Below are 26688 nucleotides of genomic sequence, written 5' to 3'. Positions count from 1 at the left end.
GTTTAGGTACCTCCCTTACTTATTTTTTCTTGTTAGCTACAGTACGACGCGGACCTTTACGAGTACGCGCATTGTTTTTAGAGTTTTGTCCGCGAACAGGCAAACCTCTGCGATGGCGGATTCCGCGGTAGCTTCCGATTTCGATCAGACGCTTAATGTTAAGAGAAACTTCACGGCGAAGGTCACCTTCTACTTTCAGTTTATCAATAACATCACGGATTTTACCAAGTTCTTCTTCAGTAAGATCACGCACACGAGTATCTTCTGAAACACCAGCCTCTTTCAAGACTTGTTGAGCCGTTGTGCGGCCAATTCCGAAGACATACGTTAAAGAAATAACAACACGTTTGTCACGTGGGATATCTACACCAGCAATACGAGCCATTCTCTGGGCACCTCCTTATAAATTATCCTTGTTTTTGTTTATGCTTTGGATTTTCACAGATCACCATTACTTTTCCTTTTCTGCGAATAACTTTACATTTTTCGCAGATTGGTTTAACTGATGGTCTCACTTTCATGTGTTTCCAACCTCCTTCAGTTTCCGGAGTGCTTTATTTGTAACGGTACGTAATCCTGCCACGAGTTAAGTCATATGGAGATAATTCTACCGTAACTTTGTCTCCAGGTAAAATGCGAATGAAGTGCATGCGGATTTTACCAGATACATGAGCCAAAACAGTATGGCCGTTTTCGAGTTCGACTTTGAACATCGCGTTTGGCAATGTTTCGACTATAGTACCTTCCACTTCAATTACATCGTCTTTCGCCATTCAAGTGTTCTCCCTTCTTCAAATCAGTAACTTGCTTTCTGACAAATTTCAAAAGAGAAAATCTCAGTTTTCCGTTTGTCACACGCCCTGTTTCGTTTATACTGTTCTGAACTTCCGGAGATACGCAATCATAAAGGGTTAAATGATTGATATTCTTTTTCTTAGGAGAATGAAATGTACGCTTTTCTCCGTCTGCTGTTAGTACAATGATGATCGTTAACAATTCCAATGACAACAGCAAGATGAATTCAGTCCTGCCAATGTTCATCCAAACTTTCTGCCCTATCAAGCCGGATAAAACACCTGTCTTCGGAATTATTTTCATCACCTAGACTCTCGTCAGTATATCAAAACCCGTTTCCGTAATCGCAATTGTATGTTCAAAATGAGCACACTTTTTCCCATCTACCGTTACAACCGTCCAGTTATCAGCCAATGTTTTCACGTAGCGGCTGCCAGCGTTCACCATAGGTTCAATAGCGAGAACCATGCCAGGTTTGAGCCGTGGTCCTTTGTTGGGCGGACCATAATGAGGAATTTGCGGGTCCTCATGCAAGTCTTGACCAACACCATGTCCGACATACTCCCTAACAACTGAAAACTGCTCATTTTCGACATACGTTTGTATTGCGTGGGAAATATTCGACAAACGTTCACCTGGTTTTGCTTCCTGCAAGCCTTTATATAAAGACTCCTCTGTCACTTCCAGAAGTTTTTTGTCATCATTGCTGATGTTTCCTACCGGATATGTCCATGCAGAGTCACCATGATAACCATTTAATTTAGCACCGATATCAATACTGATGATGTCTCCGTCCTTCAGCACCCTGCTGCCAGGAATACCGTGAACGAGTTCTTCATTAACTGATACGCAAATGCTCCCGCGAAACCCATTATACCCCTTAAAAGATGGGATTGCACCCTGCTTATTAATAAAACGTTCGGCAATTTGATCCAATTCTTTTGTCGAGATTCCTGGTTTAATATGCTTTTTTAACTCTTCATGAGTTAAAGCCACGATTCGCCCTGCTTCCCGCATGATACCAAGTTCACGTGGGGTTTTACAGATAATCATTTTTTTAATCCTCCAAGAAGATCCTTCACATCTGCATATACGTCTTGAATGTCCTGTTGGCCATTCACGTTTGCAAGATAACCTTTCTCAGAATAAAAATCGAGTAAAGGCTGAGTTTGCTTCATGTTTACCTCAAGCCGTTTAGAGACTGTTTCCTCATTATCATCTGCCCGTTGATAGAGTTCGCCTCCGTCTTTATCACAAACACCCGGCGTTTTCGGCGGATTAAAGACTAAATGATAGGTTGTGCCGCAAACACTGCAAATTCTGCGTCCAGTCAGACGTTCCATCAGAACATCCTTGTCGACTTCAATGTTAATGACATAATCAATCGGCTTGCCGTACTCCTCAAGAATTCCTTCAAGAGCCTCGGCTTGAGCGACTGTTCGCGGAAATCCGTCCAGAAGAAAACCTCTTTCACAATCGTCTTTGCCAAGCCTTTCTTTTACAATTCCGATTGTGACTTCGTCAGGTACGAGCTCTCCCTTATCAATATAAGATTTTGCTTCGAGTCCGAGTGGTGTTTCTTCTTTCATAGCAGCACGGAACATATCTCCTGTTGAGATATGAGGAATCCCATAATCCTCAACAATTCGTTCGCCCTGTGTACCTTTACCGGCACCAGGAAGCCCCATTAAGACTAAGTTCATTCGGATTTCCCCCGTCCTCTCTTTATTAAGAGGGAATGGATAAATCCATTTCCTCTAGTTTTTCATAAATCCACGGTAGTTTCGTTTCACCAACTGGCTTTCTAGTTGCTTCATTGTCTCTAAGGCTACCCCGACAACAATTAACAAAGATGTTCCGCCAATTTGTGCACTTTGAGGCAATCCAGCGAATTGAATGAAAAAGATAGGAAGAATGGAAATCACGGCTAAGAATATAGAACCCACAAACGTAAGTCGATACAAAATGCTCGTAATTCTATCTTGAGTCATTTTCCCTGGACGAACCCCCGGGATATAGCCACCCTGTTTTTTAAGGTTATCAGCCATTTGTTCAGGATTGACCTGTACAAAAGCATAAAAGTACGTAAAGGCAATAATCAACGCAACATATATCGCCATACCCACCGGATGCGTATTATCAAAGTAGTTTTGAATCCACTTTGTCACATCGTTTGTTCCAAAGAATGACGCGATCGTCCGCGGCGTTATCAGAAACGCAACCGCAAAGATGACCGGAATAACCCCCGCAGGGTTTACTTTCAATGGTAGGTGAGTAGACTGTCCCCCGCCTGCAGGTGAACGACCTGTGCCTTTAGCATATTGAATCGCAATTTTCCGTACGGCTTGCTGAATGAAAATAACTCCAACAATAACTGCTAAAATCGCAATCACAAGAAGTGCGATTTTTACAATATGAATAAACAACTGATCGTCGCTGCCGACAAATTGAGTCTCATATATTTGTCCAACCGTTTTTGGAATACTAGCCACAATCCCCGCGAAGATAATGATCGATATTCCGTTGCCTACCCCATGAGACGTAATTTGTTCTCCGAGCCACATTAAAAAGGCAGTTCCGCCAGTGAGCACTAAAGCAATGATGAGATATGTCGAAACACCCGAATTTTCGATCAGCATACCGTTTGCCAGATTGTTGAATCCGTATGACATACCTAACGCTTGGATGAACCCAAGCACAATCGTAAAGTACCTTGTGAACTGAGCTAATTTACGGCGGCCAACTTCACCTTGCTTAGACCACTCGGTAAACTTCGGCACAACATCCATCTGAAGCAGCTGAATGATGATCGAAGCCGTGATATAAGGAGTAATTCCCATTGCAAAAATGGAGAATTGGTAAAGCGCACCGCCGCCAAATGTATTAAGGAGATCAAAAACACCCATTTGAGACTGTGCCTGTAACGCTTCAGCGTTAACATAAGGCACAGGAATAAACGCACCTATGCGAAAGACGATAAGCATGAGTAAAGTGAATATGATTTTATTCCTGATATCACTCACACGCATAAAGTTGGAGATTGTTTTAAACAAGTTAGATCACCTCAGCTGTACCGCCAGCAGCTTCAACAGCTTCTTTCGCAGAAGCAGAGAATTTATTGGCTTTTACAGTTAATTTTTTCTCTAATTTACCGTTGCCAAGAATCTTTACTCCTGCATTAAGTTTGCTAATAACACCAGTCTCAAGAAGAAGTTCAGGAGTGACTTCCGTTCCTTCTGCAAAACCGTTCAATTTGTCTAGGTTGACTACAGTGTAATCCTTGCGGTTGATGTTAGTGAAACCGCGTTTAGGAAGACGTTGGAATAAAGGCATTTGTCCCCCCTCGAATCCTGGACGCACACCGCCGCCAGAACGAGCGTTTTGACCTTTGTGACCTTTACCAGCTGTTTTACCGTTACCAGAACCAATACCACGACCTACGCGATTACGCGTTTTGCGTGAACCTTCTGAAGGTTTTAATTCATGAAGTTTCATTAGGACACCTCCTTATCCGATCAATTATTTTTATTGTTCTTTAACAGAAACTAAATGAGATACTTTATTAATCATACCGCGAATCGCAGCGTTGTCTTCATGAACAACAGTTTGGTTTGTTTTCTTTAAACCAAGTGTTCTCACAGTAACGCGTTGATCTTCCGGACGACCGATTACACTTCGTTTGAGGGTAATTTCTAATTTAGCCATTAATGTTCCCTCCTTATCCTAACAGTTCTTCTACAGATTTTCCACGAAGCTTCGCAACGTCTTCAGCACGTTTAAGTTCACTTAAACCTTGAAGAGTTGCACGAATCATGTTGATCGGTGTGTTAGAACCTAAAGACTTAGAAAGGATATCAGCTACACCTGCAAGCTCAAGTACCGCACGTACAGGGCCTCCAGCGATAACTCCAGTACCTTCAGAAGCAGGTTTTAACAAGATGTTACCTGCACCGAAACGTCCGATGATTTCGTGTGGAATTGTAGTTCCAACCATTGGTACTTCAATTAAATTCTTTTTCGCATCTTCAACAGCTTTGCGGATCGCTTCTGGTACTTCTTGTGCTTTACCAGTACCGAATCCTACGTGTCCGTTTTTGTCACCGACAACGACTAGAGCTGCGAAGCGGAAACGACGACCACCTTTAACAACTTTCGCTACGCGGTTAACCGTAACTAAGCGTTCTTCTAACTCTAATTTGCTTGGGTCAATACGACGCATAATCATGTGTCCCTCCTTCTTTTATTAAAATTTAAGTCCAGCTTCACGAGCAGCATCAGCTAAAGCTTTTACACGTCCATGGTATAAGTATCCGCCACGGTCAAATACTACGTCAGAAATGCCTTTTTCAGCAGCGCGTTTTGCAACTAATTCTCCAACTTTAGTAGCAGCAGAAGCATCTCCTGTGCTTTCAACGTTCAAGTCTTTATCGAGAGTAGATGCACTAGCAAGTGTTACACCATTTACATCATCGATGATTTGAGCGTAAATGTGCTTGTTAGAACGGAAAACGTTCAGACGCGGTCTTTCAGCAGTACCGGAAAGTTTAGCGCGAACACGAGCGTGTCTTTTAAGACGAGCAGCATTTTTGCTAGTTTTCGTAATCATCTAGGTCACTCCTTTCTTCACTTTAAGCGATCTTACTTAGCAGATTTACCTTCTTTGCGGCGAACAACTTCACCTTCGTAGCGGATACCTTTACCTTTGTAAGGCTCTGGAGAACGGACAGCGCGAATGTTAGCAGCAATAGCTCCTACACGTTCTTTGTCTGTTCCTTTTACAACTACTTTAGTTTGAGAAGGAACTTCAATTTCGATGCCTTCCTCAGGAACGATCTCAACAGGGTGAGAGTATCCAACGTTTAAAACAAGTTTATTTCCGGATTTAGACGCACGGTAACCGACACCGACTAATTCCAAACCTCTTTCAAATCCTTTAGATACACCTTCAACCATGTTGCCAAGCAGACTGCGAGTAGTACCATGCAGCGCACGGTGCTCTTTATGATCAGAAGGACGAGCGACTGTAAGCACATTGTCCTCTACTTTAATCTCCATATCAGGGTGAAACGTACGAGTTAATTCTCCTTTTGGTCCTTTCACAGCTACAGTATTGTTATCGTTTAACGTAACTGTAACATCAGAAGGAATCTCAAGTAACTTCTTACCTACACGAGACATACCAAACACCTCCATTCATGTTAAACTTCTTACCAAACGTATGCTAGAACTTCTCCACCAGCTTGTTTTGCACGGGCTTCTTTGTCCGTTAAAACACCTTGTGATGTAGAAATAATCGCAATTCCAAGACCGTTAAGTACGCGAGGTACTTCATTAGATTTAGCATATACACGCAAACCAGGCTTGCTGATTCTTTTAAGACCAGTGATAACGCGCTCGTTGTTTTGTCCGTATTTCAAGAAAACGCGGATGATACCTTGTTTGCTGTCTTCTACGAACTCAACGTCACGAATGAAACCTTCACGCTTTAAAATTTCAGCAATTTCTCTTTTCAATTTAGAAGCAGGAATTTCAAGCTTCTCATGACGTACCATGTTTGCATTGCGAATACGAGTTAGCATATCTGCAATTGGATCTGTCATAACCATTATATAATTACCTCCTTCCCTTTCTTGGGGATTACCAGCTGGCTTTTTTCACGCCAGGAATTTGTCCTTTATATGCAAGCTCACGGAAACAAATACGGCAAAGTTTAAATTTACGAATGACTGAATGCGGACGTCCGCAGCGTTCACAGCGTGTGTACTCTTGTACTTTAAACTTTGGTGTACGTTGTTGTTTCGCAATCATAGACTTTTTAGCCACGATTTCGCCTCCCTTTCATTGATTATTTCTGGAACGGCATACCTACTTGAGTTAATAGCTCACGAGCTTCTTCGTCAGTATTAGCAGTTGTTACGATAACGATGTCCATTCCGCGAACCTTTGTTACTTTATCGTAGTCAATTTCAGGGAAGATTAACTGTTCTTTGATACCAAGTGTGTAGTTACCGCGACCGTCAAAAGATTTTTTAGAAATCCCGCGGAAGTCACGTACACGCGGTAAAGATACAGAAATAAGTTTATCAAGGAAATCATACATGCGCTCTCCGCGAAGAGTTACTTTCGCACCGATAGGCATTCCTTCACGAAGACGGAATCCAGCAATTGATTTCTTCGCACGAGTAACGACAGGTTTTTGACCTGCGATAAACGTTAATTCTTCAACAGCACTGTCGATTGCTTTCGCGTTTTGAACAGCGTCACCAACACCCATGTTGATTACGATTTTTTCGATTTTAGGCACTTGCATGACAGAATCATAGTTGAACTTTGTCATTAAAGCAGGTGCAATTTCTTTATTGTACTTTTCTTTAAGGCGGTTCATGAGATAGACCTCCCTTCCTTTTAATACTATTTATCTAGAACTTGCCCAGATTTTTTTGCTACACGAACTTTTTTGCCATCTTCCACTTTGTATCCTACGCGAGTCACTTCACCTGTTTTAGGATCGAGCGGCATAACGTTTGATACATGAATTGGCGCCTCTTGATTAGAAATACCGCCTTGAGGGTTAGCTTGAGTTGGTTTAGAGTGTTTCTTCACCATGTTCACACCTTCAACTAAAACGCGGTCCTTTTTAGGGAAAGCAGCAAGGATTGTTCCTTGTTTGCCTTTATCTTTACCAGAGATAACCATTACTTTATCGCCTTTTTTAACATGCATCCTGATCGCACCTCCTTGACTAAGGCATTTATTTCATTAGATAACTTCTGGAGCTAGAGAAACAATTTTCATAAAGTTGTTTTCACGCAACTCACGAGCAACTGGTCCGAAGATACGAGTTCCACGCGGGCTCTTGTCGTCACGGATGATAACACATGCATTCTCATCGAAGCTGATGTATGAACCGTCGCTTCTGCGTGCTCCGCTTTTCGTGCGAACGATAACAGCTCTTACGACTTCACCTTTTTTGACAACGCCTCCTGGTGTTGCTTGTTTAACCGTGCAAACAATGACATCACCAATGTTAGCTGTTTTGCGTCCAGAACCGCCAAGAACTTTAATAGTAAGCACTTCACGAGCGCCAGAGTTATCAGCTACTTTTAAACGAGTCTCTTGTTGAATCATTATTTGTTACCTCCCTTCGGAAAAAGAATTCCGAACTTTATTAGATAATAACAGCTTCTTCGACAACTTCAACTAGACGGAAACGCTTAGTTGCAGACAATGGACGAGTTTCCATGATCTTTACGATGTCACCGATTTTAGCTTGATTATTTTCATCATGTGCTTTGAATTTTTTTGAGTATTTTACGCGTTTACCGTAAAGTGTATGTTTTTTGTATGTTTCAACAACAACAGTAATGGTTTTATCCATTTTGTCAGAAACTACACGGCCTTGGTAAACTTTGCGTTGGTTACGTTCGCTCATGCTCACGACCTCCCCTCAGTGATTATTTATTTGCAGCAATTTCTCTTTCACGAATCACAGTTTTCATGCGCGCGATAGCTTTGCGCACTTCACGAATGCGAGCAGTATTTTCAAGTTGTCCTGTCGCTAATTGAAAGCGAAGATTGAAAAGTTCTTCTTTAAGAGACTTTACTTTTTGTTCAATTTCAGCAGTGGTAAGGTCACGAATTTCATTAGCTTTCATTTGATTCACCACCAATTTCTTCACGTTTTACGAACTTCGTTTTAATTGGCAATTTGTGAGATGCAAGACGAAGCGCTTCACGGGCAACCTCTTCAGACACACCAGAAATCTCAAATAAAACTTTGCCCGGTTTTACAACAGCTACCCAACCTTCTGGAGCCCCTTTACCGGATCCCATACGTACCTCAAGTGGTTTAGCAGTGTAAGGTTTAGAAGGGAAAATTTTAATCCAAACTTTACCGCCACGTTTCATGTAACGAGTCATCGCAATACGTGCAGCTTCGATTTGACGGTTAGTAATCCATGAAGCTTCAAGAGCTTGGATACCGAACTCACCAAAATGTACTTCAGTACCGCCTTTCGCACGACCACGCATTTTTCCGCGATGCTCTCTGCGATATTTAACGCGTTTTGGTAATAACATATTATTTTCCTCCTTCCTCAGTTTTCTTCTTAGTAGGAAGAACCTCTCCACGATAGATCCAGACTTTTACACCAAGCTTACCGTAAGTAGTGTCAGCTTCAGATGTTGCATAGTCAATGTCCGCACGTAATGTGTGCAATGGAACAGTTCCTTCACTGTAGTATTCAGAACGAGCGATATCTGCACCGCCAAGACGACCAGAAACCATTGTTTTCACACCTTGTGCTCCAGCGCGCATTGTGCGTTGGATTTGTTGTTTCTGCGCACGGCGGAAAGAAACACGGTTTTCTAATTGACGAGCGATGTTGTCAGCAACTAGCTGTGCATCAAGATCTGCTCTTTTGATTTCAAGAATGTTAATGTGTACACGCTTGCCAGTAAGGCTGTTAAGGGCTTTGCGAAGTGCTTCAACTTCAGAACCGCCTTTACCGATAACCATACCAGGCTTAGCTGTGTGGATCGTAATGTTAACGCGGTTTGCTGCACGCTCGATTTCTACTTTAGAAACAGAAGCGTCAGAAAGGCGTTTGCTAATGTATTCACGAATTTTTAAATCTTCGTGCAGGAAGTCAGCGTAATCTTTACCAGCGTACCACTTAGATTCCCAATCACGAATGACTCCGATACGAAGACCGACTGGATTTACCTTTTGACCCACTACTTATCCCTCCTTCTTTTCTGATACAACGATTGTAATGTGGCTCGTACGTTTGTTGATTTGGCTCGCACGTCCCATAGCACGTGGGCGGAATCTTTTTAACGTAGGGCCTTCGTCAACGAATGCTTGAGAAATAACCAAGTTGTTAACGTCCATTTCATAGTTATGCTCAGCATTTGCAATAGCGGATTTTAATACTTTCTCGATAATTGGAGAAGCAGCTCTTGGTGTAAGGTTCAAGATTGATACTGCCTCACCTACTTGCTTGCCTCGAATCAGGTCCATTACTAGACGTGCTTTACGAGGAGCAATACGGACTGTTCTTGCAACAGCTTTAGCTTGCATTTAAAAGCCTCCTCTCTTAGCGTCTTGTTTTTTTGTCATCACTAGCATGACCTTTGTACGTACGAGTTGGAGCGAATTCACCCAACTTGTGCCCTACCATATCTTCAGAGATGAATACAGGCACGTGTTTACGTCCGTCATAGACTGCGATTGTGTGACCAATAAACTGTGGGAAAATAGTGGAACGACGAGACCAAGTTTTTACCACTTGTTTCTTGTCTGATTCGTTTAATTTCTCGATTTTTGTCATCAAGTGTCCATCGACAAATGGTCCTTTTTTCAAGCTGCGAGCCATTTTGGAACCTCCCTTCGTGATTGCACTACGGTCCGAAATGAACCGTAGACAACCCCGTTATTTATTTTTACGACGACGTACGATAAATTTATCAGATTTGCTCTTTTTCTTACGTGTCTTGAATCCAAGAGTTGGTTTACCCCATGGAGACATAGGTGATTTACGTCCGATTGGCGCGCGTCCTTCACCACCACCGTGTGGGTGATCGTTAGGGTTCATTACAGAACCACGAACTGTAGGGCGGATGCCTTTCCAGCGAGAACGTCCAGCTTTACCAATGTTGATAAGTTCGTGCTGTTCATTGCCTACTTGACCGATAGAAGCACGGCAAGCAGAAAGAATCATGCGAACTTCTCCAGAGTTAAGACGCACAAGAACGTATTTACCTTCTTTACCAAGAACCTGAGCTGATGTACCAGCTGAACGTACAAGCTGTCCGCCTTTGCCAGGTTTTAATTCAATGTTATGCACAACTGTACCAACAGGGATGTTGATAAGTGGAAGTGCATTACCTACTTTAATGTCAGCTTCAGGACCTGACATGATTTCAGTACCCACTTGAATTCCTTTAGGAGCAAGAATGTAACGTTTTTCTCCGTCTGCATAGTTGATTAGAGCGATGTTAGCTGAACGGTTTGGATCGTATTCAACTGTAGCAACGCGTCCAGGTATACCATCTTTATCGCGTTTGAAGTCGATAACACGGTATTGGCGTTTATGTCCGCCACCTTGGTGACGTACAGTCAATTTACCTTGGTTGTTACGTCCGCCTTTTTTGTGAAGGGGAGCAAGCAAGGATTTTTCCGGCTTGTCAGTCGTGATTTCAGCAAAATCTGAAGTTGTCATGCCACGACGTCCATTAGAGGTCGGTTTATACTTTTTAATCGCCATTTTGAATTTCCCTCCTTCTTTTTACAGATAATTAAGCTTCAAAAATTTCGATTTCTTTGCTGTCTGCAGTAAGTTTTACGATCGCTTTTCTGCGACGGCTAGTCATACCAGTGTAGCGTCCGACACGTTTTGATTTACCTTTGTAGTTCATGATGTTGACTTTGTCAACTTTCACTCCAAAGATGCTTTCAATCGCGTCTTTCACTTCTGTTTTATTAGCTCTTACATCAACTTCAAAAGTATATTTTTTATCAGTCATTAAATCAGCAGAACGTTCAGTAATGACGGGGCGCTTTAGAACATCACGAGGATCTTTCATTATGCAAGCACCTCCTCTACTTTTTCAACCGCTGCTTTTGTAATCAGAAGCTTCTCGTGGTTGACAACGTCTAAAACGTTGATTCCGTTAGCTTCAACTACAGTAACTCCAGGAATGTTGCGAGCAGATAAAGCGACTGCTTCGTTAGCATCCGCAGTTACAATTAAAGCTTTTTTCTCAACAGATAATCCTTTAAGGATAGCTGCCATTTCTTTTGTTTTAGCTGTATCAAGAGTAAGATCTTCAAGTACGATGATGTTGTTGTCGATCACTTTAGAAGACAATACTGATTTGATTGCCAAGCGGCGAACTTTTTTAGGTAATTTATAAGAATAGCTGCGTGGTGTTGGGCCGAATACGACACCACCTCCGCGCCATTGCGGTGAACGGATAGAACCTTGACGGGCACGTCCAGTACCTTTTTGACGCCATGGTTTACGACCTCCGCCGCGTACTTCAGAACGATTTTTTACTTTGTGAGATCCTTGACGTAAGGAAGCTCTTTGCATAAGAATAGCGTCGAATACAACACTCTCATTTGGCTCGATACCAAATACAGAAGTATTTAATTCGATGTCACCAGCAGTAGAACCGTTTTGGTTGTATAATGCTACTTTTGGCATGATCAATTTCCTCCTTTCCTAAGAGAGTTATTTAGATTTAACAGCACTTTTAACAGTGATTAAAGTTTTCTTCGGACCAGGTACGTTACCTTTGATCAAAAGAAGATTGCGTTCCGCATCAACTTTAACAATTTCAAGGTTTTGAACAGTGATTTGATCTCCGCCCATACGTCCAGGTAATAGTTTGCCTTTGAATACACGGTTAGGATCTACAGGTCCCATTGAACCAGGACGACGGTGGTAGCGTGAACCGTGAGACATAGGTCCGCGAGATTGTCCGTGGCGCTTGATCGCACCTTGGAAACCTTTACCTTTAGATACTCCTGTTACATCTACGATTTCTCCAGCAGAGAAAATTTCAACCTTGACTTCCTGACCAACTTCATACGCATCCATTTCCACTCCGCGTAATTCTTTAACGAAGCGCTTAGGAGCAGTTTCCGCTTTTGCAACGTGTCCTTTTTCAGGTTTGTTAGAAAGCTTTTCTCGCTTGTCGTCAAAACCAAGCTGGATAGCCTCGTAGCCATCGTTTTCAGCTGATTTCTTTTGAAGAACAACGTTTGGAGCAGCTTCAATAACAGTTACCGGAATAAGATCACCGTTTTCTGCGAATACTTGCGTCATACCAATTTTTCTTCCTAAGATTCCTTTGGTCATTCGTCACACCTCCTATTAAGATCATTCTATATTTTAGAATTAAAGTTTAATTTCGATATCGACACCAGATGGTAAATCTAATCGCATGAGAGCATCAACAGTTTGTGGTGTTGGGTTCACAATGTCGATTAAACGTTTATGTGTACGCATTTCAAATTGCTCACGAGAATCTTTGTATTTGTGCACCGCACGAAGGATTGTGTAAACTGATTTTTCAGTTGGCAACGGGATCGGACCAGATACGCTGGCACCAGAACGTTTTGCCGTTTCAACAATCTTCTCAGCAGATTGATCAAGGATTCTATGATCATATGCTTTCAAACGAATACGAATTTTTTGTTTTGCCATTATTTTCCCTCCTTTTCGCCTACATCACGTTAGACAGTTCTCCGCGAGAAAAACCTGAACACCTTGCCATGGCAAAGCGGCCGGGTGTGTCAGCAACCTCTCGCTTCATCGCAGTCAAAAGACCAACATACACCATTATACAGAAAATAGACGTATGTTGCAAGACTTATTTAAGATATGCATGATTTGCACACTTTTTTTATTATACAGGTGTTTTTCATATTTATCAAGGACCTATCATAAGTGGTGCAGTGCGTGGCGACTCAATGTACTTGCGAATAATGATGGCTCCTCGATATGCGGGGTGTGAGCGGAATTCTCAAATTGAAGCCAGTGCTTTTCAGGCGCCTCAAGCTCTTGATAAAACTGTTTTGATATTTCAGCAGGAACAATTAGATCATGTCTCCCCGAAATGAAAAAGCACGGCACTCTAATAGAAGGAATTGATTCAAATCCATTAAACAGGTACAACTCATCAGTTAAATGTTTTTTGCTGAATCGATGTCCATTGAGAAATTTGTGCATGTTTTTTATTCCATACTCATTACCGGTAAGCATTTGAAAAAAAATAGATAGAGCTTGACGATGATGGTGAGTAAATCCTCCCCTACTCAACTCGACACAAAACCGATAGATATGATGATAGATGTCCTTCTCCCAAGGCGGAGCGCCAATAAAACGTATGGCCTTGGATACTATACTGGCTCGCTTCGCATCACACATTTCACGAATAGAGTGATAAGCAGCTGATTCTTCATAGTGAGGGTTAACAACCTGGCTGATTCCATAATACGCGTAATACAACTCCGGACGTTGCTGCAGTACATGAAGTGCTAGCACCGAGCCCCATGAATGGCCGGCAAGATATAGTTTTGTTTTTGAAAAATGGTCTAGGACCCATTGAGTGACTTGAATTGCATCACTAATGAAATGACTGATTGTCATGGAGTGATGAGGAATTCGTTTTGAATAAGAAAGCCCTGATCCTCTTTGATCCCAATGTACTACTGTAAAATGCTGTTCCAGCTCTTTTTGATAATGCCTAACATACCCGATTTGGGGCGTCCCCGGCCCGCCATGTAAAAAAAGCAGCAAAGGATTTTTCACATCAGCCCCATTAATCATCAGCGTTTGCTTCGTTTTGTCAATGGTCAGTTCTTTCATGATAGCGATTGATCTCTTTTCAGGAATCATAAAAATTAGCCCCTAGAATATGATAGATCCTATTATACAAGAAATAGATTATAAAATAAAAAACGAGACCCGCAGGGGGTCTCGTTTATGATCATACTATTACTCAGTGATTGTAGAAACAACGCCTGAACCAACAGTACGTCCGCCTTCACGAATAGAGAAACGAGTTCCTTCTTCGATAGCGATTGTAGAGATAAGTTCAACGATCATTTCAGTGTTGTCTCCAGGCATAACCATTTCTACGCCTTCTGGAAGTTGGATGATACCAGTTACGTCAGTTGTACGGAAGTAGAACTGAGGACGGTAGTTAGAGAAGAATGGAGTATGACGTCCACCCTCTTCTTTAGAAAGAACGTAAACTTCAGCTTTGAATTTGCTGTGCGGAGTGATTGTACCTGGTTTAGCAAGTACTTGACCACGTTGGATATCTTCACGAGCTACACCGCGAAGAAGGGCTCCAATGTTGTCTCCAGCTTCAGCGTAATCAAGAAGCTTACGGAACATTTCAACACCTGTAACAGTTGTTTTCTTGTTTTCTTCTTGAAGACCGATGATTTCTACTTCGTCACCGACTTTAACTTGTCCGCGTTCAACACGTCCAGTAGCAACTGTACCACGACCAGTGATTGAGAATACGTCCTCAACTGGCATCATGAATGGTTTTTCAGTGTCACGCTCTGGAGTTGGGATGTACTCATCAACCGCATCCATAAGTTCGAAGATTTTTGCTTCGTAATCAGCATCACCTTCAAGTGCTTTAAGAGCAGAACCTTTGATTACTGGTACATCATCACCAGGGAAGTCATATTCGCTAAGAAGATCGCGAACTTCCATTTCAACTAGTTCAAGAAGCTCTTCGTCGTCTACCATGTCGCATTTGTTTAAGAATACAACGATGTATGGTACACCAACGTTTTTAGAAAGAAGGATGTGCTCACGAGTTTGTGGCATTGGGCCATCAGCAGCAGATACTACAAGGATAGCTCCGTCCATTTGCGCAGCACCAGTGATCATGTTTTTAACATAGTCAGCGTGTCCTGGGCAGTCAACGTGTGCATAGTGACGAGTTTCAGTTTCATACTCAACGTGTGCAGTAGAGATTGTGATTCCGCGCTCGCGCTCTTCTGGTGCACCATCAATTTGATCGTACGCCATAGCTGTACCTTTACCAGATTTCTTATGAAGTACTGTTGTGATAGCAGCAGTTAATGTTGTTTTACCATGGTCAACGTGTCCAATTGTACCAATATTGGCATGTGATTTGGAACGGTCGAATTTTTCTTTAGCCATTCTAAAATCCTCCTTAAGAGCTTTTAATTAGTAATGTATAGTGTGATAGGAAGTGAAAGAAAGCTTTCACTTCCTCATCTTACAATAGTAGTTATACTTGAGTTAAGAGGCAAAATCAATTATTCGCCTTTATTTTTTTTGATAATTTCTTCAGAAATGCTCTTCGGTACTTCTTCGTAGTGATCCATGAACATAGTGAACGTACCGCGACCTTGCGTATTAGAACGAAGTGCAGTAGCGTAACCGAACATTTCAGCAAGAGGAACCATCGCGCGAACAACCTGTGCGTTACCGCGAGCTTCCATACCTTCTACGCGTCCGCGACGAGAAGTAACATCACCCATGATGTCTCCCATGTATTCTTCAGGAATAACAACTTCAACTTTCATAATTGGTTCAAGAAGAACAGGGTTACATTTGCTGACTGCATTTTTCAATGCCATTGAAGCAGCGACTTTAAACGCCATTTCATTTGAGTCAACATCATGGTAAGATCCATCAAAAAGTTTTGCCTTGATGTCAATTAGCGGGAATCCTGCTAAGACACCATTTTCAAGAGAGTCTTCAAGACCTGCTTGTACGGCTGGGATGTATTCACGAGGAACAACACCACCGACGATTGCGTTTTCGAATTCAAATCCAGCGCCTTCTTCATTAGGTTCGAATTCAATCCAAACGTGTCCGAACTGACCGCGTCCACCAGATTGACGTACGAATTTACCTTCAACTTTTGCACCTGAACGGAATGTTTCACGGTACGCAACTTGAGGAGCACCTACGTTAGCTTCTACTTTGAATTCACGCTTCATACGGTCAACAATGATATCAAGGTGAAGTTCACCCATACCAGAGATGATCGTCTGACCAGTTTCCGGATTTGTTTGAGTACGGAATGTAGGATCTTCTTCAGCAAGTTTCGCTAAAGCGATACCCATTTTATCTTGGTCAGCTTTTGATTTAGGCTCAATCGCTACATCGATAACCGGCTCTGGGAATTCCATTGATTCAAGGATTACAAGATCCTTTTCGTCACATAGAGTATCTCCAGTAGATGTATCTTTTAGACCTACAGCAGCTGCGATGTCTCCTGCATAAACAGTAGCGATCTCTTCACGGCTGTTGGCATGCATTTGCAGGATACGTCCGACACGCTCACGTTTGCCTTTTGTTGAGTTTTTCACGTATGAACCGGAATCAAGAGTTCCAGAGTACACACGGAAGAACGTCAGTTTACCAACATAAGGGTCAGTCATTACTTTAAATGCAAGTGCAGAGAATGGCTCTTCATCAGAAGAATGACGAACAATCTCTTCATCAGTATCCGGGCGTACACCTTTGATTGCAGCAACATCAGTTGGTGCAGGAAGGTAGTCAAGAACTGCATCAAGTACAAGCTGAACACCTTTGTTTTTGAAAGCAGAACCGACTAGTACTGGATAGAATTCAACATTCAAAGTACCTTTACGGATTGCAGCTTTCAACTCGTCGATTGTGATTTCTTCACCTTCGAGGTACTTTTCCATAAGCTCTTCATCAAGCTCTGCGACAGCTTCAATTAAGCTGTTACGAAGCTCTTCAGCTTGTTCTTTGTACTCTTCAGGGATTTCTTTCGCATCAGAACGAGTTCCAAGATCATCTTCGTAGAAATACGCAACGTTTTCTACAAGGTCGATGATACCTTCGAAGTTGTCTTCAGCACCGATTGGCAATTGGATTGCATGGGCGTTAGCTTGAAGACGGTCTCTTAAAGTACCTACAGAGTAAAGGAAGTCTGCGCCGATTTTGTCCATTTTGTTGACAAATACGACACGCGGAACTCCGTAAGTTGTTGCTTGGCGCCATACTGTTTCTGTTTGAGGCTCAACGCCTGATTGTGCATCAAGTACGGCAACCGCACCATCAAGTACACGAAGAGAACGTTCAACTTCAACTGTGAAGTCTACGTGTCCTGGAGTATCGATGATGTTTACGCGGTAACCTTTCCACTGCGCAGTTGTCGCAGCGGATGTGATTGTAATACCGCGTTCTTGTTCCTGCTCCATCCAGTCCATTTGTGAAGCTCCTTCATGAGTTTCACCAATTTTGTGGATACGGCCTGTGTAGAACAAGATACGTTCTGTAGTAGTCGTTTTACCAGCATCAATGTGAGCCATGATCCCGATATTACGAGTTTTATCTAAGGAGAACTCTCTTGCCATTGGGTAATTTCTCCTTCCTTATTAGGAAATTGTGTTTTTTAAATATATGTGAAACCTACCAGCGATAGTGAGCAAATGCTTTGTTTGCTTCAGCCATCTTATGAGTATCTTCGCGTTTCTTAACAGCAGCACCAGTATTGTTAGCTGCGTCAAGGATTTCGTTAGCTAAACGCTCTTCCATCGTTTTTTCTCCGCGAAGACGAGCATAGTTTACTAACCAGCGAAGTCCGAGAGTAGTACGACGTTCAGGACGAACTTCTACAGGAACTTGGTAGTTCGCACCACCTACACGGCGTGCTTTAACTTCAAGTACAGGCATGATGTTTTTCAATGCTTGTTCGAAAACCTCCATTGCATCATTGCCAGTACGTTCTTTAATGATATCGAATGACTTGTATAGGATTGTTTGAGACTTACCTTTTTTACCATCGATCATCATTTTGTTGATTAGACGAGATACAAGCTTAGAATTATAAAGCGGATCAGGTAAAACATCTCTTTTTGCTACAGGACCTTTACGTGGCATCTGAATATCCTCCCTTCATTATTTTTACGTTTTTGTGTTTATTATTTTGCTTTAGGACGTTTAGTTCCGTATTTAGAACGGCCTTGCGCACGGTTTTCTACTCCAGCAGTGTCAAGCGCACCACGAACGATGTGGTAACGTACCCCTGGTAAGTCTTTTACACGTCCGCCGCGGATTAGTACAACGCTGTGCTCTTGCAGGTTGTGACCGATACCAGGAATGTAAGCCGTAACCTCGATTCCGTTAGTCAAACGAACACGAGCATATTTACGAAGTGCTGAGTTCGGTTTTTTCGGTGTCATTGTACCAACACGAGTACATACCCCGCGTTTTTGTGGAGAAGATACATTAGTGTGCTCTTTTTTAAAGCTGTTGTATCCTTTGTTAAGTGCAGGAGACTTTGAGTTTTCTACTTTACTCACGCGTCCTTTACGAATTAGCTGATTGATTGTAGGCATTATTTTTTCCTCCCTTCATTACGTTTTATAACCCACATACCCAGGTGGTTCATCAAAAGGCAAAAAACAATGTCTTCACACGAGAAAAAATCTCACGCAAAAACAAAAAAGTACGTTATAACATAATGGCAACAGCTGCTGCTCCTACTTCAATTCCGCAGGCTTTGCCGAGCTTTTTCATGGATTCGACCATTGAGACTGCGATCCCCTGATCTTTCGCAAGTGTAATAACACTTTTCGTAAGGATAGGATCTGCGTCTTCTGCAACGACTACTTCCTTTACCGAACCTCGTTTTAGAGCTTTCACTGTTTGCTTCGTACCAATAATAATTGATTTGGCCTGTGATACTTTATCATAAGACATAAATACATCCTCCAAAGTAACAGGTTTATTTCGAGCACCTTGGTTATATTATCATTCTAGGAGACGTATGTCAACATAGTATGACATTTTTTAGTTTCGTTGTTCTCATAGAGTGATTTTTTATTAAAATTATCTGCTGAAAGACTGTTTTGCAGTCTTTCAGCAGATTTAAATCAATTATTCAACCGGAACCATGTCATCAGTCGGCTGAACATTTGAAACTGTTTTTACTTTTCGGTATTTCATCATACCTGTACCAGCCGGAACAAGCTTACCGATGATAACATTCTCTTTCAAGCCGAGAAGCTCATCACGCTTACCTTTGATCGCTGCGTCTGTAAGGACACGTGTTGTTTCCTGGAAGGAAGCAGCAGATAAGAATGAATCAGTTTCAAGAGATGCTTTTGTAATACCGAGTAAAACAGGACGACCTGTAGCAGGACGATTACCTTCAAGCAATACCTTTTTGTTCGCTTCAGTAAATTGGTGAATATCAAGCAATGTACCTGGAAGCACATCAGTGTCACCGGCATCAATCACGCGGACTTTGCGAAGCATCTGGCGAACCATTACTTCTACGTGTTTATCACCGATTTCAACACCTTGCATACGATAAACCTTTTGAACCTCATGGAGAAGATACTCTTGAACAGCAGTCATGTCAGTCACTTTCAGAAGCTCTTTCGGATCGATCGAACCTTCTGTCAGTACTTGGCCTCGAGTAATTTTATCTCCTTCCGCTACTTTCAAACGGGAGTTATAAGGTGCCGTATAAGAACGTGTTTCCACTGCGCCTTGAACCACAATTTCCTGTTGCTTATCACGAACTTCATTGATCTCAACGACTGTACCGTCGATTTCTGTAATTGTTGCCTGACCTTTCGGATTACGCGCTTCGAAAAGCTCTTGGATACGCGGAAGACCCTGTGTGATATCGTCTCCGGCAACCCCGCCTGTATGGAATGTACGCATTGTTAACTGTGTACCAGGCTCACCGATTGATTGGGCAGCAATGATACCGACAGCCTCACCGACTTCAACATCGGAGCCAGTTGCAAGATTTCGGCCATAGCATCGTTTACATACACCATGAGGCGTATTACATGTGAAGGCAGAACGAATCCAGACTTCTTCAATGCCGGCTTCAACAATCTCTAGTGCTTTATCTTCATCGATCAGTTCGTTTTCATTGACAAGTACTTCACCTGTTTCAGGGTGCTTCACTTGTTTTCGTGCAAACCGGCCAATTAAGCGTTCTTCTAAGCGCTCAATGGTTTCCGTTCCTTCTTTAAGAGGCTTAGCAAGAATGCCTCGGTCAGTTCCGCAATCAGTTTCACGGATGATAACATCCTGCGCAACGTCAACGAGACGACGTGTAAGGTACCCTGAGTCAGCTGTTTTAAGGGCGGTATCGGCAAGACCTTTACGCGCACCGTGAGTAGAGATAAAGTACTCCAATACTGTCAGACCTTCACGGAAACTTGATTTGATCGGCAATTCAATGATACGTCCAGCCGGGTTGGCCATCAGACCGCGCATTCCGGCAAGCTGTGTAAAGTTAGACGCGTTACCACGGGCACCAGAGTCACTCATCATGTAGATTGGGTTGAGCTCATCAAGTGATTGCATTAGTTTGCCTTGGATAACGTCTTTCGCAGCACTCCAGATAGAGATAACTCTCTCATAGCGTTCTTCTTCAGTGATTAAACCACGTCGGAATTGCTTCATAACGTTATCAACTTTACCTTGTGCTTCTTCAAGAATTTCTTGCTTATCATCGAGAACGACGATATCAGAAACACCAACTGTAATACCAGCTTTTGTAGAGTATCTGAAACCTAGGTTTTTCATACGGTCAAGCATTTTAGACGTTTCCGTGATATGGAATCGTTTAAAGATTTCCGCGATGATTTTACCCAGAATGCCTTTTTTAAACGGTGCATTGATTGGCTGCTGTGCAATGGCAGCTTTAACATCGGCACCTTTTTCTAAGAAGAAACGGTCAGGTGTTTTCTCTTCAATGTTGCTCTTCGTTGGTTCATTCATGTAAGGGAATGATTCCGGCAGAATTTCATTGAAGACAAGCTTACCGACAGTTGTAATTAACAATTTTGAGCGCTGCTCTTCGGTAAATGTCACATTCTTAAGGGAGCTAGCTGGAACAGCTACTCTCGTATGAAGGTGGACATATCCGTTTTGATAAGCAAGAAGCGCTTCGTCTGTATTCTTGAAAACCATACCTTCACCGACAGCACCGGCACGCTCAAGTGTCAGATAATAGTTACCCAGTACCATATCCTGAGACGGTGTTACAACCGGTTTACCATCTTTAGGGTTCAAGATGTTCTGAGCGGCAAGCATCAAGATGCGTGCTTCAGCTTGAGCTTCTGCAGATAATGGTACGTGAACCGCCATTTGGTCACCATCAAAGTCAGCGTTATAAGCTGTACATACGAGCGGGTGAAGGCGGATTGCGCGTCCTTCAACAAGCGTTGGTTCAAACGCTTGGATACCTAGTCTGTGAAGTGTAGGGGCACGGTTCAGAAGTACCGGGTGCTCCTTGATAACTGATTCTAGTACATCCCATACCTCAGGCTGTACGCGCTCAATTTTACGTTTCGCACTCTTAATGTTGTGAGCAAGACCTTTTTCAACAAGCTCTTTCATAACGAAAGGTTTGAAAAGTTCAAGCGCCATTTCCTTCGGCAATCCGCATTGGTACATTTTCAAATGAGGACCAACAACGATTACAGAACGTCCGGAGTAATCGACACGTTTACCAAGAAGGTTTTGACGGAAACGGCCTTGCTTCCCTTTCAACATGTGAGAAAGAGATTTTAACGGTCTGTTACCAGGACCTGTTACAGGGCGTCCGCGGCGGCCGTTGTCAATTAAGGCATCGACAGCCTCTTGAAGCATACGCTTTTCGTTTTGAACAATGATGCTAGGTGCACCAAGATCCAAAAGACGTTTCAAACGATTATTACGGTTGATGACACGACGATAAAGGTCGTTCAAATCAGAAGTCGCAAAACGTCCGCCATCAAGCTGAACCATCGGTCTAAGCTCAGGAGGAATAACAGGGAGCACATCAAGGATCATCCAAGAAGGCTTGTTTCCTGAGTTACGGAAGGCTTCTAAAACTTCAAGGCGTTTGATCGCACGAGTACGGCGCTGTCCTTGTGATGTTTTCAGCTCTTCTTTTAACATATCAACTTCTTTTACAAGATCAATATCTTGAAGAAGCTTATGAATCGCTTCTGCACCCATGGATGCTTGGAATTTATTACCGTATTTATCGAGATAAGCACGGTATTCTTTCTCAGACAGAAGCTGTTTCTTTTCAAGCGGTGTGTTTGCCGGATCAGTTACAACGTAAGAAGCAAAGTAAATGACTTCTTCTAAAGCACGAGGTGACATATCCAGCACAAGACCCATACGGCTTGGAATACCTTTGAAATACCAAATGTGGGAAACTGGGGCAGCCAGTTCAATGTGCCCCATTCTCTCACGACGGACTTTAGCCCGTGTTACTTCGACTCCGCAGCGGTCACAAACTACGCCTTTATAACGAACTCGCTTGTACTTCCCGCAATGACATTCCCAGTCTTTAGTCGGTCCGAAAATGCGTTCGCAGAATAGACCGTCCTTTTCAGGTTTTAACGTACGATAGTTTATCGTTTCAGGCTTTTTCACTTCACCAAAAGACCATGAACGGATTTTATCCGGTGAAGCAAGACCGATGTTCATATACTCAAAATTGTTCACATCTAGCAAGGGGCCTACCTCCCTTTTTATCTTCGGATTAACCGATGTCACTTGCCTTTATAACTAGAGATTATTCTTTTGTTACTACATCTCGTTCAACGTCTGCAGATGCTGTTTCCTCCGGCTCTTCATCACCTGATAACGCCAGGCCGTCAGCTTGTTTTGCATCTTCTTCGTCTTCTAAATCTCTCATTTCTATTTCTTCTTCATCACCAGAAAGGATTTTGACATCCATACCTAAGCTTTGAAGTTCCTTGATTAATACTTTGAATGATTCCGGAACACCTGGTTCAGGAACGTTGTCGCCTTTAACGATGGCTTCGTATGTTTTCACACGTCCAACCACGTCATCAGATTTAACAGTCAGAATTTCTTGAAGAGTGTAAGCCGCACCGTAAGCTTCAAGTGCCCAAACCTCCATCTCACCAAAACGCTGTCCGCCAAATTGCGCTTTACCGCCAAGAGGCTGCTGCGTAACAAGTGAGTAAGGGCCTGTAGAGCGCGCATGAAGTTTATCGTCAACCATGTGAGCCAGTTTAATCATGTACATAATACCAACAGATACACGGTTATCAAACGGCTCTCCGCTACGCCCGTCGTAAAGAACCGTTTTGGCGTCACGAGACATTCCGGCTTCTTCAAGTGTTTCCCAAACATCCTCTTCACGCGCTCCGTCAAATACCGGTGACGCAATGTGGATGCCGAGATAACGAGCGGCCATACCCATATGGAGCTCCAATACCTGCCCGATGTTCATACGTGATGGTACGCCCAGCGGGTTAAGCATGATATCAATTGGTGTGCCGTCAGGAAGGTAAGGCATATCCTCTTCAGGAAGAATCTTAGAGATAACACCTTTGTTACCGTGACGACCGGCCATTTTATCCCCTTCAGAAATCTTACGTTTCTGAACGATATACACACGTACCAACTGGTTAACGCCTGGAGGAAGTTCATCTCCGTCTTCACGATTGAAGACTTTAACGTCGTGGATAATTCCGCCGCCGCCGTGAGGCACACGAAGAGAAGTATCACGAACCTCGCGGGCCTTTTCACCAAAGATGGCGTGAAGCAGGCGTTCTTCAGCAGTCAGTTCAGTTACACCTTTAGGCGTTACTTTACCAACAAGAAGATCTCCGTCTTTCACTTCTGCCCCAATACGGATGATTCCGCGGTCATCAAGATTGCGAAGCGCATCTTCACCGACGTTTGGAATATCGCGAGTGATTTCTTCAGGTCCAAGTTTCGTATCGCGTGCTTCTGATTCATATTCTTCAATGTGGATAGATGTATAAACATCATCCTTCACAAGGCGTTCACTCATGATGATGGCATCCTCATAGTTGTAGCCATCCCAAGTCATGAAGCCAACCATTACGTTACGGCCAAGTGCAAGTTCACCAAGCTCCATAGAAGGACCGTCAGCAAGGATTTCTCCTTTTACCACTTCATCGCCGACACTTACGATCGGACGTTGATTGTAGCAAGTACCTTGGTTGGAGCGGACAAATTTCAGCATGCTGTATTTATCCAGGTTCCCTTTTACTTTTTGACCATCTACTTCTTCATAACGGCGAACCCAAACGTTCTTCGCTTCTACGCGTTCAACGATACCAGGGTGTTTACAAATAACAGCGGCACCAGAGTCTTTACCTGATACATATTCCATACCAGTTCCAACGAACGGCGCTTCCGGCTGCATCAAAGGCACAGCCTGACGTTGCATGTTCGCTCCCATGAGGGCACGGTTGGAGTCATCGTTTTCTAGGAACGGGATACATGCTGTCGCAGCAGAAACAACCTGCTTAGGTGATACATCCATGTAATCCACACGGTTTCTGGAAACAACGGTGTTCTCCCCGCGGAAACGGGCGATGATGCTGTCATCAATAAATGAGCCATCGTCATCAAGACGAGCGTTCGCCTGAGCGACAACATAGTTATCCTCTTCATCAGCAGTTAAGTAATCGATTCTGCCCGTTACCTTCCCTGTTTCAGGGTCAACACGGCGATAAGGCGTTTCGATGAAACCAAAACGGTTTACTTTTGCATAAGATGAAAGCGAGTTGATCAAACCGATGTTTGGACCCTCAGGTGTTTCAATCGGACACATACGGCCATAGTGGGAGTAGTGAACGTCACGCACTTCCATTCCGGCACGTTCACGTGTCAATCCGCCTGGTCCTAATGCTGACAGACGACGCTTATGCGTTAATTCAGCAAGCGGGTTCGTCTGGTCCATGAACTGGGAAAGCTGAGAGCTTCCAAAGAACTCTTTAATGGACGCAATAACAGGACGAATATTGATCAACTGCTGAGGCGTAATTGTATTCGTATCTTGAATTGACATTCTCTCACGAACCACACGCTCCATACGGCTTAACCCGATACGGAATTGGTTCTGGAGAAGTTCACCTACAGAACGTAAACGGCGGTTTCCAAGATGATCGATATCATCTGTATCGCCTACTCCGTGCAGCAGGTTGAAGAAGTAGCTGATAGAGGAAATAATATCAGCAGGCGTAATGTTTTTAATCTCTTCTTCAATGTAAGCATTGCCGATTACATTGATAACCTGTTCTCCTTCTTGGTCAGTCGGAGCATAGATTTTAATCGATTGAAGAGTTACTTCATCTTCAACAACACCGCCATTTGGATACAGCTTTCTGAAACCGATTCCGCTTTCTAAGTATGGCAGTACTTTATCAAGTGTTCTTCTATCAAGAATCTGACCTTTTTCAGCAAGGATTTCTCCTGTTTCAGGGTCAACAAGCGTTTCAGCAAGTCTCTGATTAAAGAGGCGATTCTTAATATGAAGTTTTTTATTAATTTTATAGCGTCCTACATTGGCAAGATCGTAACGTTTCGGATCAAAGAAACGCGAATCAAGCAAGCTTTTCGCATTTTCAACTGTAGGTGGCTCTCCAGGACGGAGACGTTCGTAAATTTCAAGCAAAGCTTTGTCGCTATTTTCTGTGTTATCTTTATCAAGCGTATTTCGCAGGTATTCATTTTCTCCTACGAGATCAAGAATCTCTTGATCGGAACCGAAGCCGAGAGCACGCAAAAGAACCGTAACCGGCAACTTACGTGTGCGATCAATGCGGACATAAACAACATCTTTCGCATCAGTTTCGTATTCTAACCATGCGCCACGGTTTGGAATGACAGTTGCGGTAAAACCTTTTTTACCGTTTTTGTCTACTTTACCACTGAAATATACACTTGGAGACCGAACAAGCTGGGAAACGATTACACGTTCCGCACCATTAATGATAAAAGTACCTGTATCTGTCATAATCGGGAAATCCCCCATGAAGACATCTTGGTCTTTTACCTCTCCAGTTTCTTTGTTAATTAAACGAACCTTCACTCTTAGCGGAGCTGAGTAAGTCACATCACGTTCTTTTGATTCCTCTACAGGATATTTAGGCTCACCTAAACTATAATCAATGAACTCAAGAGAGAGGTTACCAGTGAAATCCTCAATTGGTGATATGTCTTGAAACATCTCTCTAAGACCCTCATCAAGAAACCACTGATAAGAAGAGGTTTGAATTTCAATGAGATTTGGTAATTCTAACACTTCGCTAATGCGAGCATAGCTTCTGCGCTGGCGGTGTCGTCCATACTGAACTAGTTGACCTGTCAACTGATTCACCCCTCAAATCATGCGTATTATATGTGTAATAAGCATTTCTTCCAAAGAAAGAAAATACTTTTACAAGACAAAAGAAAAAAGGGTTTCTAATTAAGAAAACCACATCCAAAAACAAATACCGATTTTATTAGCATTTCCATACTTGTATAATTTATACATAGATATTGACAATTCATCATATCAAGCAAAATATATACATTGGCATTTTATAATATTAAC

At 42.8% G+C, this 26688-nt stretch carries 36 protein-coding genes; all 36 read right to left on the bottom strand.

All coding sequences use genetic code 11. The features are described from left to right. Window positions 1–19: 19 nt before the first annotated feature. Complete coding sequence (gene rpsM / locus V6D44_RS20335) at window positions 20–385, bottom strand: 30S ribosomal protein S13 (RefSeq protein WP_003156545.1); 366 nt, start codon at window positions 383–385, stop codon at window positions 20–22. Between the two features lie 22 nt (window positions 386–407). Next, window positions 408–521: a 50S ribosomal protein L36 gene (gene rpmJ / locus V6D44_RS20330; protein ID WP_003156543.1), complete on the bottom strand. Its 114-nt coding sequence runs from the start codon at window positions 519–521 to the stop codon at window positions 408–410. 33 nt (window positions 522–554) lie between these two features. Next, complete coding sequence (gene infA / locus V6D44_RS20325; RefSeq protein ID WP_003156508.1) at window positions 555–773, bottom strand: translation initiation factor IF-1; 219 nt, start codon at window positions 771–773, stop codon at window positions 555–557. After that, a complete protein-coding gene (locus V6D44_RS20320; RefSeq protein WP_242519929.1) occupies window positions 751–1098 on the bottom strand; it encodes an RNA-binding protein in 348 nt (115 codons plus the stop codon). The genes infA and V6D44_RS20320 overlap by 23 nt, the downstream gene beginning before the upstream one ends. 3 nt (window positions 1099–1101) lie before the next feature. Continuing rightward, a complete protein-coding gene (map, locus tag V6D44_RS20315) occupies window positions 1102–1848 on the bottom strand; it encodes a type I methionyl aminopeptidase (RefSeq protein WP_087991697.1) in 747 nt (248 codons plus the stop codon). Next, window positions 1845–2498 carry an adenylate kinase gene (locus tag V6D44_RS20310; protein ID WP_087991696.1) on the bottom strand — a complete coding sequence of 218 codons (654 nt, stop codon included), beginning with the start codon at window positions 2496–2498 and terminating at the stop codon, window positions 1845–1847. Before V6D44_RS20310 ends, map begins: the two co-directional genes overlap by 4 nt. Before the next feature lie 54 nt (window positions 2499–2552). Then, window positions 2553–3848, bottom strand: a complete 1296-nt coding sequence (gene secY / locus V6D44_RS20305; protein WP_087991695.1) for a preprotein translocase subunit SecY — start codon at window positions 3846–3848, stop codon at window positions 2553–2555. A 1-nt stretch (window position 3849) separates the two neighbouring features. After that, window positions 3850–4290 carry a 50S ribosomal protein L15 gene (gene rplO, locus V6D44_RS20300; RefSeq protein WP_087991694.1) on the bottom strand — a complete coding sequence of 147 codons (441 nt, stop codon included), beginning with the start codon at window positions 4288–4290 and terminating at the stop codon, window positions 3850–3852. Between the two features lie 30 nt (window positions 4291–4320). After that, a complete protein-coding gene (gene rpmD / locus V6D44_RS20295; RefSeq protein WP_003156497.1) occupies window positions 4321–4500 on the bottom strand; it encodes a 50S ribosomal protein L30 in 180 nt (59 codons plus the stop codon). A 13-nt stretch (window positions 4501–4513) separates the two neighbouring features. Next, the gene (gene rpsE, locus V6D44_RS20290; protein ID WP_003328273.1) at window positions 4514–5014 is read right to left on the bottom strand and encodes a 30S ribosomal protein S5; all 501 of its coding nucleotides are present in this window, start codon (window positions 5012–5014) and stop codon (window positions 4514–4516) included. Between the two features lie 24 nt (window positions 5015–5038). Beyond that, window positions 5039–5401: a 50S ribosomal protein L18 gene (gene rplR / locus V6D44_RS20285; protein WP_087991693.1), complete on the bottom strand. Its 363-nt coding sequence runs from the start codon at window positions 5399–5401 to the stop codon at window positions 5039–5041. Window positions 5402–5433: 32 nt separating this feature from the next. Then, on the bottom strand, window positions 5434–5973 hold the full coding sequence (gene rplF, locus V6D44_RS20280) for a 50S ribosomal protein L6 (protein ID WP_087991692.1): 540 nt from the start codon (window positions 5971–5973) through the stop codon (window positions 5434–5436). A 29-nt stretch (window positions 5974–6002) separates the two neighbouring features. After that, the gene (rpsH, locus tag V6D44_RS20275) at window positions 6003–6401 is read right to left on the bottom strand and encodes a 30S ribosomal protein S8 (RefSeq protein ID WP_003241998.1); all 399 of its coding nucleotides are present in this window, start codon (window positions 6399–6401) and stop codon (window positions 6003–6005) included. 31 nt (window positions 6402–6432) lie between these two features. Beyond that, the gene (gene rpsN, locus V6D44_RS20270; RefSeq protein ID WP_003156488.1) at window positions 6433–6618 is read right to left on the bottom strand and encodes a 30S ribosomal protein S14; all 186 of its coding nucleotides are present in this window, start codon (window positions 6616–6618) and stop codon (window positions 6433–6435) included. Window positions 6619–6640: 22 nt separating this feature from the next. After that, complete coding sequence (gene rplE / locus V6D44_RS20265; RefSeq protein WP_202329117.1) at window positions 6641–7180, bottom strand: 50S ribosomal protein L5; 540 nt, start codon at window positions 7178–7180, stop codon at window positions 6641–6643. 26 nt (window positions 7181–7206) lie between these two features. Then, window positions 7207–7518, bottom strand: a complete 312-nt coding sequence (gene rplX, locus V6D44_RS20260; protein WP_003156486.1) for a 50S ribosomal protein L24 — start codon at window positions 7516–7518, stop codon at window positions 7207–7209. A gap of 36 nt (window positions 7519–7554) precedes the next feature. Beyond that, window positions 7555–7923: a 50S ribosomal protein L14 gene (rplN, locus tag V6D44_RS20255; protein WP_003156485.1), complete on the bottom strand. Its 369-nt coding sequence runs from the start codon at window positions 7921–7923 to the stop codon at window positions 7555–7557. A gap of 40 nt (window positions 7924–7963) precedes the next feature. Beyond that, window positions 7964–8227, bottom strand: a complete 264-nt coding sequence (gene rpsQ, locus V6D44_RS20250) for a 30S ribosomal protein S17 (protein WP_003225804.1) — start codon at window positions 8225–8227, stop codon at window positions 7964–7966. A 22-nt stretch (window positions 8228–8249) separates the two neighbouring features. Then, on the bottom strand, window positions 8250–8450 hold the full coding sequence (rpmC, locus tag V6D44_RS20245; RefSeq protein ID WP_003156482.1) for a 50S ribosomal protein L29: 201 nt from the start codon (window positions 8448–8450) through the stop codon (window positions 8250–8252). After that, window positions 8440–8874, bottom strand: a complete 435-nt coding sequence (gene rplP, locus V6D44_RS20240; RefSeq protein WP_003225801.1) for a 50S ribosomal protein L16 — start codon at window positions 8872–8874, stop codon at window positions 8440–8442. Before rplP ends, rpmC begins: the two co-directional genes overlap by 11 nt. Before the next feature lies 1 nt (window position 8875). Further along, window positions 8876–9532 (bottom strand): 30S ribosomal protein S3, encoded by a 657-nt coding sequence (gene rpsC, locus V6D44_RS20235; protein WP_003242001.1) that lies wholly within the window; start codon window positions 9530–9532, stop codon window positions 8876–8878. Window positions 9533–9535: 3 nt separating this feature from the next. After that, window positions 9536–9877 carry a 50S ribosomal protein L22 gene (gene rplV, locus V6D44_RS20230; RefSeq protein ID WP_014662532.1) on the bottom strand — a complete coding sequence of 114 codons (342 nt, stop codon included), beginning with the start codon at window positions 9875–9877 and terminating at the stop codon, window positions 9536–9538. Between the two features lie 16 nt (window positions 9878–9893). After that, complete coding sequence (gene rpsS, locus V6D44_RS20225) at window positions 9894–10172, bottom strand: 30S ribosomal protein S19 (protein ID WP_039076395.1); 279 nt, start codon at window positions 10170–10172, stop codon at window positions 9894–9896. 57 nt (window positions 10173–10229) lie between these two features. Then, complete coding sequence (gene rplB / locus V6D44_RS20220) at window positions 10230–11063, bottom strand: 50S ribosomal protein L2 (protein WP_024714051.1); 834 nt, start codon at window positions 11061–11063, stop codon at window positions 10230–10232. 31 nt (window positions 11064–11094) lie between these two features. Continuing rightward, window positions 11095–11382 (bottom strand): 50S ribosomal protein L23, encoded by a 288-nt coding sequence (gene rplW, locus V6D44_RS20215; RefSeq protein WP_333516845.1) that lies wholly within the window; start codon window positions 11380–11382, stop codon window positions 11095–11097. Then, window positions 11382–12005, bottom strand: a complete 624-nt coding sequence (rplD, locus tag V6D44_RS20210; RefSeq protein ID WP_087991690.1) for a 50S ribosomal protein L4 — start codon at window positions 12003–12005, stop codon at window positions 11382–11384. Before rplD ends, rplW begins: the two co-directional genes overlap by 1 nt. A 27-nt stretch (window positions 12006–12032) precedes the next feature. Beyond that, entirely contained in the window at window positions 12033–12662 is a 630-nt protein-coding gene (gene rplC, locus V6D44_RS20205; protein WP_039076392.1) for a 50S ribosomal protein L3, read from the bottom strand. A 39-nt stretch (window positions 12663–12701) separates the two neighbouring features. Continuing rightward, the gene (rpsJ, locus tag V6D44_RS20200; RefSeq protein ID WP_003156464.1) at window positions 12702–13010 is read right to left on the bottom strand and encodes a 30S ribosomal protein S10; all 309 of its coding nucleotides are present in this window, start codon (window positions 13008–13010) and stop codon (window positions 12702–12704) included. Between the two features lie 237 nt (window positions 13011–13247). Then, the gene (locus V6D44_RS20195) at window positions 13248–14204 is read right to left on the bottom strand and encodes an alpha/beta fold hydrolase (RefSeq protein ID WP_087991689.1); all 957 of its coding nucleotides are present in this window, start codon (window positions 14202–14204) and stop codon (window positions 13248–13250) included. 99 nt (window positions 14205–14303) lie between these two features. Then, entirely contained in the window at window positions 14304–15494 is a 1191-nt protein-coding gene (gene tuf, locus V6D44_RS20190; protein ID WP_087991688.1) for an elongation factor Tu, read from the bottom strand. 119 nt (window positions 15495–15613) lie between these two features. Next, window positions 15614–17692, bottom strand: coding sequence for an elongation factor G (fusA, locus tag V6D44_RS20185; RefSeq protein ID WP_087991687.1), 2079 nt, complete (start codon window positions 17690–17692; stop codon window positions 15614–15616). 55 nt (window positions 17693–17747) lie between these two features. Further along, entirely contained in the window at window positions 17748–18218 is a 471-nt protein-coding gene (rpsG, locus tag V6D44_RS20180; protein ID WP_003156447.1) for a 30S ribosomal protein S7, read from the bottom strand. Window positions 18219–18259: 41 nt separating this feature from the next. Then, complete coding sequence (rpsL, locus tag V6D44_RS20175; RefSeq protein WP_003156445.1) at window positions 18260–18676, bottom strand: 30S ribosomal protein S12; 417 nt, start codon at window positions 18674–18676, stop codon at window positions 18260–18262. Window positions 18677–18791: 115 nt separating this feature from the next. Beyond that, window positions 18792–19040 (bottom strand): 50S ribosomal protein L7ae-like protein, encoded by a 249-nt coding sequence (locus tag V6D44_RS20170; protein ID WP_087991686.1) that lies wholly within the window; start codon window positions 19038–19040, stop codon window positions 18792–18794. A 177-nt stretch (window positions 19041–19217) separates the two neighbouring features. Further along, window positions 19218–22817, bottom strand: a complete 3600-nt coding sequence (gene rpoC / locus V6D44_RS20165; RefSeq protein WP_087991685.1) for a DNA-directed RNA polymerase subunit beta' — start codon at window positions 22815–22817, stop codon at window positions 19218–19220. A gap of 61 nt (window positions 22818–22878) precedes the next feature. Beyond that, entirely contained in the window at window positions 22879–26460 is a 3582-nt protein-coding gene (gene rpoB / locus V6D44_RS20160) for a DNA-directed RNA polymerase subunit beta (protein ID WP_087991684.1), read from the bottom strand. Window positions 26461–26688: the final 228 nt, after the last annotated feature.

It is taken from the genome of Bacillus sp. 0209A, assembly GCF_036765095.1.
GTDB classification, from domain to species: domain Bacteria; phylum Bacillota; class Bacilli; order Bacillales; family Bacillaceae; genus Bacillus; species Bacillus subtilis_G.
Note: the sequence above shows the minus strand (reverse complement) of the source record. Positions and strands in the feature narration are given on the sequence as shown.